Source organism: Aeromonas veronii bv. veronii (assembly GCF_000820225.1).
Classification (GTDB): domain Bacteria; phylum Pseudomonadota; class Gammaproteobacteria; order Enterobacterales; family Aeromonadaceae; genus Aeromonas; species Aeromonas veronii.
On the sequence record NZ_CDDK01000004.1, the window covers coordinates 88705 to 103868 of the forward strand.

General features: G+C 60.1%; 12 protein-coding genes. 7 read left to right on the forward strand and 5 right to left on the reverse strand.

What is annotated here, in order from left to right; all coding sequences use genetic code 11:
* Positions 1–9 precede the first annotated feature (9 nt).
* On the reverse strand, positions 10–612 hold the full coding sequence (locus BN1139_RS01600) for a DUF924 family protein (protein ID WP_005353058.1): 603 nt from the start codon (positions 610–612) through the stop codon (positions 10–12).
* Between the two features lie 252 nt (positions 613–864).
* On the opposite strand from BN1139_RS01600, the gene BN1139_RS21580 reads away from it, so the two are divergent.
* The 3 genes from BN1139_RS21580 to BN1139_RS01615 all read left to right on the forward strand — a co-directional run bounded on the left by BN1139_RS21580 (position 865) and on the right by BN1139_RS01615 (position 3847).
* Positions 865–1005: a hypothetical protein gene (locus BN1139_RS21580; RefSeq protein ID WP_005353057.1), complete on the forward strand. Its 141-nt coding sequence runs from the start codon at positions 865–867 to the stop codon at positions 1003–1005.
* Between the two features lies 1 nt (position 1006).
* Positions 1007–1927 (forward strand): DUF808 domain-containing protein, encoded by a 921-nt coding sequence (locus tag BN1139_RS01610; RefSeq protein WP_005353055.1) that lies wholly within the window; start codon positions 1007–1009, stop codon positions 1925–1927.
* A 123-nt stretch (positions 1928–2050) separates the two neighbouring features.
* Positions 2051–3847, forward strand: a complete 1797-nt coding sequence (locus BN1139_RS01615) for a M3 family oligoendopeptidase (RefSeq protein ID WP_005353053.1) — start codon at positions 2051–2053, stop codon at positions 3845–3847.
* A 63-nt stretch (positions 3848–3910) separates the two neighbouring features.
* Here the strand turns inward: BN1139_RS01615 and BN1139_RS01620 are convergent, their stop codons facing one another.
* On the reverse strand, positions 3911–5317 hold the full coding sequence (locus BN1139_RS01620) for a nucleobase:cation symporter-2 family protein (protein WP_005353050.1): 1407 nt from the start codon (positions 5315–5317) through the stop codon (positions 3911–3913).
* A gap of 505 nt (positions 5318–5822) precedes the next feature.
* On the opposite strand from BN1139_RS01620, the gene ycfP reads away from it, so the two are divergent.
* Together ycfP and BN1139_RS01630 are read left to right on the forward strand one after the other, a co-directional pair.
* Positions 5823–6362, forward strand: coding sequence for an alpha/beta hydrolase YcfP (ycfP, locus tag BN1139_RS01625; protein ID WP_005334000.1), 540 nt, complete (start codon positions 5823–5825; stop codon positions 6360–6362).
* Between the two features lie 74 nt (positions 6363–6436).
* Positions 6437–7729, forward strand: a complete 1293-nt coding sequence (locus BN1139_RS01630) for an NAD(P)/FAD-dependent oxidoreductase (protein ID WP_005353047.1) — start codon at positions 6437–6439, stop codon at positions 7727–7729.
* Between the two features lie 84 nt (positions 7730–7813).
* Here the strand turns inward: BN1139_RS01630 and BN1139_RS01635 are convergent, their stop codons facing one another.
* From BN1139_RS01635 to BN1139_RS01645, 3 genes are all read right to left on the reverse strand, one after another.
* A complete protein-coding gene (locus BN1139_RS01635) occupies positions 7814–8455 on the reverse strand; it encodes an energy-coupling factor ABC transporter permease (RefSeq protein ID WP_005353044.1) in 642 nt (213 codons plus the stop codon).
* A gap of 88 nt (positions 8456–8543) precedes the next feature.
* Positions 8544–9341, reverse strand: a complete 798-nt coding sequence (gene pflA, locus BN1139_RS01640) for a pyruvate formate lyase 1-activating protein (RefSeq protein ID WP_005333994.1) — start codon at positions 9339–9341, stop codon at positions 8544–8546.
* 65 nt (positions 9342–9406) lie between these two features.
* On the reverse strand, positions 9407–12343 hold the full coding sequence (locus BN1139_RS01645; RefSeq protein WP_041979931.1) for a sensor domain-containing phosphodiesterase: 2937 nt from the start codon (positions 12341–12343) through the stop codon (positions 9407–9409).
* A 135-nt stretch (positions 12344–12478) separates the two neighbouring features.
* Here BN1139_RS01645 and BN1139_RS01650 point away from each other — a divergent pair, with 135 nt between their 5' ends.
* Positions 12479–14167 carry an FAD-dependent oxidoreductase gene (locus tag BN1139_RS01650; RefSeq protein WP_041979933.1) on the forward strand — a complete coding sequence of 563 codons (1689 nt, stop codon included), beginning with the start codon at positions 12479–12481 and terminating at the stop codon, positions 14165–14167.
* A gap of 215 nt (positions 14168–14382) precedes the next feature.
* On the forward strand, positions 14383–15042 hold the full coding sequence (locus BN1139_RS01655; RefSeq protein WP_005353037.1) for a DedA family protein: 660 nt from the start codon (positions 14383–14385) through the stop codon (positions 15040–15042).
* Positions 15043–15164 lie beyond the last annotated feature (122 nt).

The following is a 15164-nucleotide window of genomic DNA, read 5'->3' on the forward strand; positions in this document are numbered from 1 at the left end:
ATGGCTTGCTTAGAAGCCTGAGCCCGGTTGCTGCAAAAATGCCGCCTCTTCCGGTGTGCTGGTGCGACCCAGAATGTCGTTGCGGTGGGGGAAGCGGCCAAAGCGTTCGATGATCACCTGATGGCGGCGGGCAAAGTCGGTAAATCCTGCGAAGGTCGCTTGTGCCGGTGTGCCAGCCTGCTCGGCAGCCAGTGCCTCGAACAGGGCCACACTTCTGGCTTGTTGTTCGCGGGATTCGGCATGCTCCAGCGGCAGATAGAAGAAGACCCGTTCCAGTGGCGAGAGGGATTTGTCAGCCCCGATGGACAGCCCTTTCAGGCAGAGATCTCTGGCCAGCGGATCCTGGGCAAAAGCCGCAGGCGTGTTGCGATGGATATTGCGGGGCAGCTGGTCGAGCAGCAGGATCAGCGCCAGCCGACCGCTGGGAGTATCGGCCCAGTGGGCGAGGCTGCCCTTGGCTGCGGCCTCTGCCAGCTCGCCAAAGCGGCTGGCCAGCAGGGCATCCGTTTCGCTGCTTTTCCCCCACCAGAGCGGGGCTTGCCGTGTGGCCCGCAGGACATCATCGGCTTCGTCGCCAAACCAGAGATCGAGCAGAGGTTGCCAGGGTTGCATGGGAACTCCTTGAGGTGATTCAGAGGGAACCAGGAACAAATGGCTCAGGGGTGCTGCCGAAACGGCGGCTTCTCGTTACACTGTGCCATCTTTTGCCCGAAAGGCGTAACCCCGCCGATGGCGAGCGCCGGATTTTTGGCTCGGCCGATGATGGCCTGCGATCGCCATGAGGTGGTCCTGTTGACCCTGGTGGTTATCGGGACGTACACCTCTCTCCCGGGGTTGTTCTCACTGATATAAGGAAGCTTTGATATGGCCGGAACCAGTTTGTTGGCCCTGCTCGATGATATCGCCAGCGTGCTTGATGACGTGGCGCTGATGACCAAGGTCGTGGTGAACAAGCGCGAGACATTTTTCGGGAAGACGTTTCTCACTGATATAAGGAATCTCTGATATGGCCGGAACCAGTTTGTTGGCCCTGCTCGATGATATCGCCAGCGTGCTTGATGACGTGGCGCTGATGACCAAGATGGCGGCGAAGAAGACTGCCGGGGTGTTGGGGGATGATCTGGCCCTCAACGCGGAGCAGGTTTCCGGGGTGCGTGCCGAGCGGGAGCTGCCGGTGGTGTGGGCGGTGGCCAAGGGGTCATTTCGCAACAAGCTGATTCTGGTGCCCGCCGCCATCGCCATCAGTGCGCTGGTGCCCTGGCTTATCACGCCACTCTTGATGCTGGGAGGTGCCTACCTCTGCTTTGAGGGGGCCGAGAAGCTGGCCCACAAGTTCCTGCCTCATGAGGCGAGTGAGGGGGAGGCACACACTGCTCCTATTCCCGATGATTTGGCCGCGTTTGAGCAGCAGAAGGTAAAGGGAGCGATCCGCACCGATTTTATTCTCTCTGCCGAGATCATCGTCATCGCCCTTGGCACGGTACAGGGAGCAAGCCTCGCGCTGCAGCTCTCGGTAGTGGCGGGCATCGCCCTGCTGATGACCATCGGGGTCTACGGGTTGGTGGGGCTGATCGTCAAGCTCGATGACATCGGTCTGCATCTGCTGCAAAAGCACGATGGCAGCGCCCTGCGCCGCGCGGTGGGGCAGGGACTGTTGGTGACGGCTCCTCGTCTGATGCACCTGCTGGCACTGGTCGGCACCATCGCCATGTTTATGGTGGGCGGCGGCATTCTGGTGCATGGCTGGCCCTTTGCCCATCACCTGATTGAAGGCGCAGCCGCAGTTGTCGCCACTCTGCCCACAGTAGGGGCCGTACTGGCGGCGGTGACGCCGACTCTGCTCAACGCCGTGGCCGGTGTGGTGGCGGGTCTGCTGCTGGTTGTCTTGATGACGCTGGTGAGCCGTCTTGCCCCGGCAAAGGGATAAGCGAGCTTGCGGGCCATTTTCTCTTTTTTCCTCTCTTCATTTTTTGGCCAGCGGGACGCTCGGTCTCTGGCTTGCAGCCCGCAGGTCTGCTGCGTCTCCCGATAAAGGCCTTTGCGAGAAGTTATGTATCAACAACAGTGGAATAACGACCATATCTACCCGGGCCTCGACAGCCCAGAGCTGGAAGCGGACATGAACGCTGCCCGCCACGCGCTGGAAGAGCTGACCAGCTATATGGCAGGTCTGGACGGGGTGCGCGACGCTGACGTAGCGCTGCTGGATTTTTTGCGGGAAGTGCGGCTGCGCGCCCGCGATATTCGCCATGTCGGCTGGAACGTCGCCATTCTGGCCGCCTGCCGTGGCAGTCAGGATGCGCGGGATCCGCAGGCCAAACAGCTGGCGTCCCGCGCTCGCGCCCTTAATGCCGATCTGTTCAAGACGCTGGCGCCGGTGGAAGATCTGATGCTGGCGTTGCCGGAAGAGGAATTCGCCGCGCTGATGAGTGATCCGCTGCTCGGTGAAGAGGCGTACCGCCTGCGCCACGAGCGTCGTTTGCAGGATCAGCGCCTGCCGGTGGCGGCGGAGCAGCTGGTGATTGGTCTGGGCACCGATGGCCTGCACGCCTGGGGCAACCTCTACAACGATCTGGTGGGCAAGATCCGGTTAACCATTGATGGCCGCGAGATGGGGCTGGCCGAGGCGAGCAATCTGCTCTCCAGCCCGATACGTGCGCTGCGTTTAGAAGCCTTTGATGCCATCAGCGCCGGTTGGGAAGGGGAGCAGGAGACGGTTGCCGCTATCCTCAATGCCCTCAACGGCTGGCGGCTGGAGCTGGCCCGTCAGCGCGGTAAAACCCGTGTGCTCGATGCGCTGGATCTCTCTTGCCACCAGAGCCATATCGAGCGTGCCACCCTCGATGCCCTGATGAGCGAAACCTGGCGAGCCCGTGGGTTGGGTCAGCGGGCGCTGGGGCTGATGGCTGAACGGCTCGGACTCGACGATTTGGGGCCTGAGGATCTCTTTGCGCCGCCGCCAGCTTCCAGCAGCCGTGACATTTCTTTTGATGAGGCGATCGAGTTGATTGCCGATGCCTTTAGCCGTTTCGATCCCGAGATGGGGGCGTTTGCCCGCATGATGGCCGAGAAGGGGTGGATTGATGCGGCGCCCACGCCAAATCGCCGCACCGGCGCCTACTGCACCAAGTTTGCCGAACCGGTCGAACCGCGGGTCTTCGTTACCTATGCCGGCACCATGGACAATGTCATTACGCTGGCCCATGAGCTGGGTCACGCCTGGCACAACTGGGTGATCCGCGATCTGCCGATGAGTCAGCGCAGCTACCCCATGACGCTGGCGGAGACCGCCTCCATCTTCGCCGAAACCCTGGTGCGCAGCGCCCTGTTCGAGCAGGCGCAAAGCCCGGAAGAGCAGCTGGCCATCACCTGGGCGGAGGCCGACGGTGCGGCCACCTTCCTGGTCAATATCCCGGCTCGCTTCGATTTCGAGCAGGCCTTGGTGGCCGAGCGGACGCAGGGTTATGTATCCGCAGAGCGACTCAAAGCGTTGACCGACGAGGCGTGGGGACGCTGGTATGAGGGGAGCCTGACCCGCTATCACCCCATGTTCTGGGCGGCCAAGGCGCACTTCTCCATCGCCGGGCTGGGCTTTTACAACTATCCCTATCTGTTCGGTTATCTGTTCAGCCTCGGGGTCTATCAGCAGTTGATGAGCCGCAAGGCGGCGGGGGAAGAGGGCATTGCCGAGGCCTATCGTGCCTTGCTGCGCGATACCGGCCGGATGGGCGCCGAAGATCTGGTAGCCAAGCATCTGGGGCAGGATATCCGTGAGGCCGCCTTCTGGCAGGGGAGTCTGGCACAAGTAGCGCAGGCGGTAGAGCGCTTCACGCAGTTGCCTGCCTGATTGGGTCAGCGGTGATATGAACAACAGGCCCCCGGACAGTCTCGCTGTCCGGGGGCCTGTTTGTTATGCCTGCTCTTGCTGCGGTTTGATGGGGCCAACGAACAGGGGGCGGGTCTGGTGAGTCAGATCCGGCTGATAGCCGTTGAAGAAGAGGTTGAGCAGCACCGAGCTGATGGTGGCCAACAGAATACCGCTATGAAAAAGCGGTTGTAGCTGCGCCGGAAGCTGTTGGAAAAAATTCCCGGAGACCGTCGGGATCATGCCAATTCCGAGACTGATGGCGACGATATAGAGGTTGTGGCGGTTGCTGTTGTAATCGGTGCGCGCCAGGATGCGAATGCCGGTGGCCAGCACCATACCGAACATCACGATACCGGCGCCCCCCAGCACGAAGGGCGGGATGGAGGCGACCAGCACCGACATCTTGGGGATGAGGCCAAAGGCGAGCAGTATCCCCCCCGACATCACGCAGACCCAGCGACTCGATACCCCGGTCACGCTCACCAGACCGATATTCTGGGAAAAGGAGGTGTGGGGGAAGCTGTTGAATATCCCACCAATAATGGTGCCGATGCCATCCACCCGCAGCCCGCGCACGATATCACCGCGTCTGGCCGGATGGCCGACGATGTCGCCAAGGGCCAGAAACATCCCCATGGATTCGATAAAGGTGATGAGCATGATCACCGTCAGGGTGGCGATGGAGATGGGATCGAAGGTGGGCCAGCCGAAGGCGAAGGGCACTATGGGGGCAAACCAGGCTGCCTCGCCGAGGCCATCTAGGCTTACTTCGCCCATAGCGATGGCCACCACGAAACCGAAGATGATCCCGAGCAGCACCGAGATATTGCTGAAAAAGCCCTTGGTGAAGCGGGTCACCAGCAGGATAAAGACGAGCACCAGAAAGCTGGTGCCGATATAGCGCAGGCTGCCATATTCCGGATTGCCCTTGCCCCCCGCCATCCAGTCGATCCCCACCTGCATAATGCTGATCCCGATGGAGGTGATAACCACCCCGGTCACGACGGTGGGGAAGAGCGGCATCAGCCTACCTATCAGCGGCACCAGCAGGGTCGAGATGATACCGGCGGCAATGGTGGCGCCGAAGATGCCCGTCAGCCCCAGATCCGGGTTGGCTCCGATGGCCAGCATGGGCATCACGGCGGCAAAGGTGACCGACATGATGACCGGCAGCCGGATCCCGGCAAAGCGGCCAATCCCGACACATTGCAGCAGGGTGACGATGCCGCAGCAGAAGAGATCCGAACTGATGAGGTAGGAGATTTGATCCTTGGGTAGCCCCAGACTGCCGCCAATCACCAATGGCACCGCCACGGCGCCGGCGTACATCACCAGCACATGTTGCAGGCCCAGGGTAAAGAGTTGGCCCATGGGGAGCATGCGCTCCACTTCATCCACCGGGCGCTTGCGCGCACCCGGTCGGGGGGAGGGGGGATTGGTCTCGTTCATGAACAGATCACTCCTTGAAGCCCGCGCAACTGCTACAGGCAAGATAGTGGAAGCCGCAGCTTTCCCGGTCATTGATCTCGTGTATTGACAGAGGTGCCAGATCCTTCGGCAGTAGTGAGAGGGATCCGGTGCAGCACGGGTCAGTGCACAAAACATGCACAACGCCGCTCACGAGAGAAAACGTTTGGCGATAACGCCTTGTTTTTGCGGGATGAGTCACATACCGGCCAGATAAGTGTCCGGCTGCTGGCTGGGGAAGGAGGTGAGGGCATCTCAGATTGGTAAGGGGTTTATCATTATCGGTCTGGCGATCTCACTTTGATAGCCGGGCACCATAACGTTGCTCGCAATGCGCCCCTCTGCATGTGACGACGCTCGCGGGCCGCAGGGCGCAATCGGGGGCGGGGGCGTGATCCAAAGCAAGAAAGTTGGATGTTTTGGTGGCGCACGGGGCCGCCGCTGGGGTAGTTTCGATAAAACCGACACAGATCCTGAGGTCTTATCCATGATCATCTATCTGCATGGCTTTGATGCCACCAGCCCAGGCAATCACGAGAAAGTGCTGCAGTTGCAGTTTATTGATGATGATGTGCGTTTCGTGCACTACAGCACGGTTCACCCCCGTCATGATATGAGCCATCTGCTCAAGGAAGTGAAAAAACAGCTCGATATGAGTACCGATCCCAAACCGCTGATCTGCGGCGTGGGTCTTGGTGGCTACTGGAGCGAGCGGATCGGCTTTCTGTGCGGCATTCGCCAGGTGATCTTCAACCCCAACCTCCATCCGGAAGAGAACATGCAGGGCAAGATCGACCGGCCGGAAGAATATGACGATATCGGTACCAAGTGTGTAACTGAATTTCGTAAGAAAAATTCAGGAAACTGCCTGTGTATCCTTTCCGTTCAGGATGAAGTGCGCGATAATCGGGACACTGAACGTGAATTGAAGAACTATTACGACATCGTGTGGGATGAGCGCGAGACTCATAAGTTCAAAAATATCTCGCATCATCTGCAGCGGATGAAGGCCTTCAAAGAAGCCTGATCCATCACGTCGACCGATTTCGTTTTAGGGAGCCAATGGCTCCCTTTCGTTTTGAGGAACCGAGGAAAATCATCATGATGAATATTGTCGTTGTAGGCGGCGGCGCCGGTGGCCTGGAGCTGGCCACCAGTCTGGGTCGCAAGCTTGGCAAGAAGAACAAGGCCAAGATCACTCTGGTCGATCGCAACCGCACCCACCTGTGGAAACCCCTGCTGCACGAAGTAGCCACCGGCTCCATGGATGCGGGCATCGATGCCCTGAGCTACCAATCTCACGCCAAGAACCACGGTTTCGACTTCCAGCTCGGCACCCTGACCGACATCAAGCGTGACGATAAACGCATCGTGCTGGCCCCGATCCACGACGACAATGGCGACATCGTGGTCAACGAGCGCGAGCTGCCCTACGACTATCTGGTGATGGCCATCGGTTCTGTCTCCAACGACTTCAACACCAAGGGCATCAAGGATAACTGTATTTTCCTCGATAGCCCCTCCCAGGCGCACCGTTTCCACAACAGCATGATGAACCGCTTCCTGCAGTTCGCCACCGAATACCAGCCGGGCGACAAGGTGAAGATTGCCATCGTTGGCGGCGGCGCCACCGGCGTCGAGCTCTCTGCCGAGCTCTACAACGCGGTCGAGCAGCTCTACGCCTACGGTTTCAAGAACCTCACCACCGACAGCCTGAAGGTGACCCTGGTGGAAGCGGGCCCGCGCATTCTGCCGGCTCTGCCGGAGCGCATCAGCGGCGCCGCCCATCAGGAGCTGGTCAAGCTGGGTGTGGACGTGCGTACCGCCACCATGATCACCGAAGCGACCAGCGACGGTCTGCACACCAAGGATGGCGAGCTGATTGAAGCTGACCTGATGGTGTGGGCGGCCGGTATCAAGGCTCCGGATTTCATGAAGGATATCGCTGGTCTTGAGACCAATCGCATCAACCAGCTGGTAGTGAAAGAGACCCTGCAGACTACCCGTGACGAGAACATCTTCGTTATCGGTGACTGCGCAGCCTGCCCGCAGCCGGATGGCAAGTTTGTGCCGCCGCGCGCCCAGTCTGCCCACCAGATGGCCAGCCAGGCATTCAAGAACATTCTGGCCAAGATGAATGGCGGCGAGATGAAGCCCTACCTCTACCACGACCACGGTTCGCTGGTGTCCCTCAGCCGCTTCTCCACCGTGGGCAGCCTGATGGGTAACCTGATGCGCGGCTCCATGATGGTGGAGGGCTACATTGCCCGTCTGGTTTACATCTCCCTCTACCGGATGCACCAGATCGCCCTGCACGGCTACGTCAAGACCGGCCTCATCATGCTGGTGGGTCGCATCAACCGGGTACTGCGCCCGACCCTGAAGCTGCACTAAGCCGGGATTTGGCAACATGTTGAATACCAAAAGGAGAGGCGATGGCCTCTCCTTTTTTATGGGCGCAGATCAGGAAAGAGAGAGCTACTTGCCCAGATAGGTACGGTCGAAGAAGGTATTGACCCAGTGAGGGCGGTAGATGGCCAGCACCGTCATCGCCATGCCGTTGAGCAGAGCTTCGGGGAACAGCAGCAGTGGCCAGATGGAGAGGTAATCTGCCGTGATGGTGTGCCAGGGGTAGCTGTCACTTAGCCCCATCAGCAACGCGCTGGCGGCCACCTTGACCGAGATGGTGATGGCGCCGCCGAGAAAGGCGGCAATGAAGATATAGACAAAGAGATGGCGCGGCAGCCAGGCCCAGCTGGCCAGAAACAGCAGCCAGCTGGTGGCTACCGGCAGGGCGATGCCAACCAGTGCCTGCCAGCCAAAATCGGCCAGATTGGTGACACCGAAGTAACCGAGCACCAGCAGGGTCAGGCAGGGAGCGAGCAGTGCCAGCCGCCATCCCAGCAGCAGGGTGAGGGAGGTGAGCCCGAGAAAATGGACCTCCAGCCCCTCATGCAGACCGGCCCTTAGATACCAGAGCGGCACCAGCGCGATGGCACTGCCCAGCAACAGGTGTTGATAGAGGGGGTTGTCATGGAGGGTTTGCCACAGAGAGCGGCGCAGGCTGAAGGCCAGCAGTACCAGCCAGATCAGGAGGGCGGCGAGTTGTCCTTCACTCATCTTGTCGTCCATTCATGCAGTTGAGTCCGGGCGGTCTTCCCGACCGCCCCATAGCAGAGCAGGCTGACGAATCAGCCTGCTTTTACCATCAATATTTGACGTTGTTGTGGTACTTGCCGAGGATGCCCTTGACCCGTTCCATGGTCTCCTTGCTGGGGGGCTTGATCCCGCTCAGCTCGTACGGGTCGCCCAGCACGTCCCACTTGTGTTTGCCGAGCTCATGGTAGGGGAGCAGCTCCACCTTCTCCACGCTTTCGCCCAGCTCGGCGATGAACTGGCCTAGCCCTTCGGCGCTCTCGTCGTCGTCGCTCCAGGTTGGCACCACCACGTAGCGGATCCACATGGTCTTGCCTTTGGCTGCCAGATAGCGGGCAAACTCCAGGGTATATCTGTTGCTGACGTGGGTCAGCGGAATGTGTTTCTCGTCATTGATTTGTTTGATGTCGAGCAGCACCAGATCGGTCTGGTCGAGCAGCTTGTCCACCTGTTCGTCGAGATGACGGACGAAGCCGTTGGTGTCGAGACAGGTGTGGATCCCTTTCTCTTTGCAGGCGGTAAAGAGTTCGGTAATGAAAGCGGGTTGCAGCATGGCTTCACCGCCGGACGCTGTCACGCCACCGCCGGAGGCATTCATGAAGTGGCGATAACTGGTGATGTCACTCATCAACTCCGGTACGGTCACTTCGCGGCCACCTTCGGTATCCCAGGTATCGCGGTTGTGGCAGTACTTGCAGCGCATCAGGCAGCCTTGCATGAATACGATAAAGCGTATTCCCGGGCCATCGACAGTGCCGCAGGTTTCGACGGAATGGATCCGGCCAACGGTGCCGTGAGCTCCGGCTGGCTGGCTGATTTCAACGGCAGGGATCCGATTAATGACAGACATAAACAACTCCAACGATTCGAGCAGGCCGTTATTTTATTACATAAACCCCTATTGATCCTACACCTTTAGTCCGCCGCCCGGCTGCCAAGCAGCTGCTCCAGCCCCTTGACGGTGAGCGGCCGACTGGTGAGAAACCCTTGATAATGCTGGCATCCCAGCGCTTTGAGGATGGCCAGCTGCGCCTCCTCTTCCACCCCTTCGGCGGTGACGGTAAAACGAAAGACCTGGGCCAGATCGAGTATCGCCTTGACGATGGCTCTGTCCTGTTCGCTGTGTACAAGGGTCTGAATGAAGCTTCTGTCCAGCTTCACCTCGTCGGCGGGCAGATCCCGCAGATAGGCCAGCGACGAGTAGCCGGTGCCGAAGTCGTCGATGGAGATGAGGATGCCGAGCTCCTTGAGTTGGCGCATTCTGGCGATACTCTCCTGCCGATTCTCCAAGACTACCGATTCGGTCACCTCCAGCAGCAGGCGGGAGGGGGGCACACCGGTGTCGCGCAAGATGTACTCCACCTGTTGTACGAAGCCCTGGGTGTGGAACTGGCGGGCACTGACGTTGACCGACAGATGGGGGATCTGCAGGCCACGGTTGAGCCAGAAGCTGTATTGGGCGCAGGCGGTCTTCATCACCCAGTAGCCGATCTCGAGGATCAGGCTGGTCTCTTCGGCGATGGGGATAAACTCCCCGGGTGGCACCATGGTGCCGTCGCTGCGCTGCCAGCGCAGCAGCGCCTCGATACCCGACAGCGAGCCATTGTCGACCCGATATTGCGGTTGGTAGTGGAGTTGCAGCTCGTGGTGACGCAGGGCATCGCGCAGCTCATTGGTGAGGGTCAGCCGGTTCTTCTCATGCTGGGCCATCGCCTCGGAAAAGAAGACGTAGTGGCCCTGACCGGCGCGCTTGGCCATGTGGGTCGCGGTGTCGGCCTGTTGCATCAGGACCAGATGATCCGTCTCGTTGCCGGAGAAGAGGCTGATCCCCACCGAGGCGCTGCAGTGCAGCTTGTGATCGCCGATGTCGAACGGGGTACGAAACAGCCCCATCAGCTCGCGGGCGAAGTGCTCTGCCAGAATTTTGGCGGTGACTTCCCCTTGACCCAGCAGGGTAAAGAGCAGGGCAAACTCATCCCCCGAGATACGCGCCTGCACCAGATTGTCCTGGGGCAGCTCCCTGAAACGCTGCACCACGGCCTGCAGCAACAGATCGCCGCAGGCGTGACCGAGGGAGTCGTTGATCGACTTGAAGTTGTCGAGATCCACCAGCAGCAGGGCGCCCCACTGGCCGTTGGAGGCGCTCAGGGTCTGCTGCAAAATATGGTTGAGGCTGCGCCGGTTGTGCAGACCGCAGAGATCGTCGTAGTAGGCGAGCTGCTCGATATGTCTGGCCGCCTCTTTTTCCTGGGTGATGTCGTAGAAGCTGCAGATAAAGTGGCTGAGCTCCCCTTGCTCATCCTTGACGCCGTTCACCATCAAGCGTACCGGAAAGAGGTGACCATCCTTGTGCAAGCAGCGCTCTTCCCCGAGCCAGAACTCCTGCTCGTTGACGGTGCGGCTGACATCCTCCTTGAGATGATCCCCGTAGTAGGTGGGGCGCAGCTTGCGAATGGAGTGACCGATCACCTCTACCTCGCCAAATCCGGTGATCCGGCTGAAGGAGTGGTTGACCTTGAGGATGATGCCGTTGTGATCCATTACGATCAGCCCATCGTGGGTATTAAAGGCTACCTCGGCCAGTCGCAGGGCATCGTCGGTGGCGAGGCGCTTGAGTTCGATGGCGGCACGCTCGTGCTGGCTGCTCAATAGATCCAGAAGCTGTTCGGGCTCCTCAAGGGGGGTATCGAGCAGCAGGGTGATCTGGCCAATGGGGGCGCCGCTCTGGCCATGGAGCGGAATGCCGATGTAGGCGCTGGCATTGAGGGCAAGCAGCCGGGTCGCTTTGGGATAGCGCACGGGCAGATCTTCCACATAGATGGCCTGACCGTGCTGGAACAGCTCCTGAGCGGGGCCGGGGTCGAGCTGGATGGGCTTGAGGGTGGAGCAGATCTCCTCGTTGATGACGCAGCGGGGGATGATCCAGAGATCCTGACCGCGGGGCTGGAACTCGCCGATCCAGCCCACCCGGGCACCGCTGGCGTTCATGGCCCAGCTTACCAGCGTCTTGCAGTAGTCGATGCCGGTCTGCTGGTGCAGTTCGGGCGGGAGGGCCAGCTCGGCGCGGTGCTCTTCTGGTTGCGGTTGCCAGTGGCCGAGCAGCTGGGCGCTGCTGCGCACCAGCTGCAACATCTCCTCGCTGAGCGGGGTGGGATCGAGATACTCCAGACTCAGCACCCCGAACAGCTTGTCCTGCTCCAGCAAGGCACCATCTAGGCGTGAGCGCACACCGGCACTGGTCAGATAGAGGTGATTGCTCAGCATCGGCTGGTGGGCAGCCTCCGAGAAGCTCAACGCTTTGCGGGTACGCAGGGCGCGGATATAGCGGCTGTCACCACGGATGGGGTAGAGCGCCTCGCCCCCCAGGGTGAACACCGGGGTGAGTTGCTCGCTGCCGAGATCGCCGTTGGCCTGATAGTGCCAGAGGATGAGCCGATCGGCCCCCAAACTCTCTTTAAGGGCCTCGAGCAGGGGCGCATACTGTTGCTGGCTCGCCATCTGGCTGAGGCGCGGCAGTTGCAATGCCAGATCGGCGATGGGCTCCTGACGAAGGTTCTGCAGACAGATGAGCCAGAAGCCATCCTGCTCGTGGGCGAGGGCGATGTGCCAGAGCTGGCTGGCAAAGCGCACGGTGATCTTGCCGCCATGGCCGTTGGCCAGCAGTTGTTCGATGGGCAGGCGCAGGGCATCGGGCAGCTGGGCAGGCCAGGGGGCGCGCGGCTCATCGAGCCAGTAGAGCGGGGTTTGCATCACGTCGGTCAGGGCGACCAGCCGTTGACTGCGCAGATCCAGACGGAAAAAGAGTGGCGTCTGGAGGGCAGGAGGAAGATGACTGAGTGCGGTAGACGACATGAACAAACAACATCCTGTTAAGCAACCGTCGGGGTTGCAAGAATACTGCAAAATGGTGTTAAACAAAATTTCATTGAATTCTAAATTAGAAAAGTCTAATTTATTGCCCATTATCATGTATGAGGAGTCTTGCAGATGAAACGGATCCTGATTATCGGTGGTGTCGCGGGGGGCGCATCGGCGGCGGCTCGTGCTCGTCGTTTGAGTGAAGAGGCAGAGATCGTGATGTTCGAGCGGGGCGAGTTTGTCAGCTTCGCCAACTGCGGTCTGCCCTATCACATCGGGGGCGATATCCCCGACCGGGATGCCTTGCTGCTGCAGACTCCCCAGAGTTTCAAGCGCCGTTTCAACGTCGATGTGCGGGTTTTCCACGATGTGATTGAGATCGACAAGGCGGACAAGACCTTGCTGGTGCGCAACCTGCAAACCGGTGAAGAGCAGCGCGAGCATTACGATGTGCTGCTGCTGAGCCCGGGGGCGGCGCCGATCCGTCCTCCCTTCCCCGGTATCGACAGCCCCCATGTCTATACCCTGCGCAACATCCCGGACATGGATCGCATTCTGGCGGCCCTGCATCACGATCAGCCGCGCCACGTTACCGTGGTGGGTGGCGGTTTTATCGGGCTGGAGATGATGGAGGCGCTGCACCAGCGCAAGCTGGATGTCACCCTGTTGGAGCTGGCCGATCAGGTGATGGCGCCGGTGGACAAGGAGATGGCCAACATGCTCCATGCCCGCATCCGGGAAGAGGGGATCGACCTTCGCCTGCGCACCGGCCTCACCGCCATCGAGAGTCTGGATCTGCCTGCCGAGAAGACCTCCGCCGTGTCGACCGCCAAAAGCGGTGGCCTGCGCCTGACCCTCAATGACGGTTCCCATCTTGATACCGGCCTGCTGATCCTCGCCATCGGCGTCAAGCCGGAAACCCTGCTCGCCGCCAAGGCGGGGCTGGAGCTGGGCCCACGGGGCGGCATCAAGGTGGATGCCGAGATGCGTACCTCGGATCCCTTTATCTATGCGGTGGGGGATGCGGTGGAAGAGATAGACTTCGTCACCGGCGAATCTGTGCTGATCCCGCTGGCGGGCCCGGCCAACCGGCAGGGGCGCATCGCCGCCGACAACATGCTGGGCAGAAGCGAAACCTACAAGAAGACGCAAGGGACCGCCATCTGCAAGCTGTTCGATCTGGCAGTGGCCAGCACCGGCCTCAACGAGAAGCGACTGGTGCAGCTGGGATTGCCGTTCGAGAAGGTCTATGTCCACCCGGGCAGCCACGCCGGTTACTACCCCGGCGCCCATCCGGTCAGCCTCAAGCTGCTGTTTGCTCCGGATGGCAAGATTTATGGCGCCCAGGCCATCGGCAAGGATGGCATCGACAAGCGCATCGACGTGCTGGCGGTGGCCCAGCGCGCCGGTCTCACCGTGTTTGACCTGCAGGATCTGGAGCTTACCTATGCGCCGCCGTTCGGCTCGGCCAAGGATGTGATCAACATGGCGGGCTTTGTGGCAAGCAACCACCTGAAGGGGGACACCCTGCTCTGCCACGTGGCCGAGGTGCAGGCTCGTAACCCCCATCAGCTGGTGGTGGATGTGCGCAATGGCCCGGAGCTCGACAAGCTGGGGCGGATTCCGGGGGCGCTGCATATCCCCCTCGACGAGTTGCGTGGTCGCCTCCATGAGTTGCCCAAAGAGAAAGAGCTGCTGATCAGCTGTCAGGTCGGGCTGCGCGGCCATGTCGCCTGTCGCCTGCTGAGCCAACACGGCTTTAAAGTGAAGAATCTCTCCGGCGGCTTCAAAACCTGGCAGATGGCTATCGCCGAGTAACCGTTTTATTTCTGTGCCTGTTTGCCCCTCTCCCTTGTGCGTGCAAGATGAGGGGCTTTTTGTTTCTGCTTTTCGCCCTTCTTGCATTCCCCCCGTTGCTGCAATATTTCGACACACTTTATTTCCTGTGCCGGACAAAATTAACGTTTTGTTCAGGGGATGGGTGCTATAACCCCTGCCTCGTTCATGATGAACCGTGTAGTAGGGAGAGTGACATGCTGGATATGCTGATGGCCATTTGGCATCAGGATTTTGACGCCCTGGTTCAGATGCAGGCGGTACCCCTGCTGATCAGTTGCCTGATGCTGGTACTGCTGCTGGAGTCCGCATTCGTCTTCCTGCCCCTGCCGGGGGACAGCCTGGTACTGCTGGCCGGTGGGTTGGTGGGCATGGGGGTGTTTGGCCCCGAAGTGACTCTTGTCTATCTGCCGTTGGCTGCAGGCATAGGTTCCGTGCTCGCCTACTGGCAGGGACGGGCCCTACAGCGCACCCGCTTTATGGATCATATCGAACGGATGTTGCCTCCCGACAGCCTGCCCAAGGCGACCCGGCTGCTGAAAAAGTACGGTTTTCTGGCGATGTTCTCCTCCCGTTTTATCCCGTTCGTGCGGGTGCTGACCCCCATGCTGATGGGGATTGGCCGCCTGAGCGTGCTGCGGATGTGCGTGGCCAGCTTTGCCAGTGCCTTTATGTGGGCGCTCTGCCTCAGTTTGGTGGGCAAGCTGGCGATGAATACCCCCTTCTTTCTCCACCACAGCGAACTGTTGACCCGGGCCCTGCTGATTACCTCGCTGGTGCTGTTTCTGGCGGCCGTCATGGCCATCCTGTTTCGCTGGTTCAAAGGCGGAGCAAAAAACGAGACCAGCCACGACTAGATGACAACCCTTGCCGCACTGGATCAGTGGGCAAGGGGGTTCTCGTGCTGCAGGGGGGCGGAATTGTGCCCATTCGGGTAATGAGCTTTGTGTCGGGTGAGCAGGATGCCTTATCCTGTTTC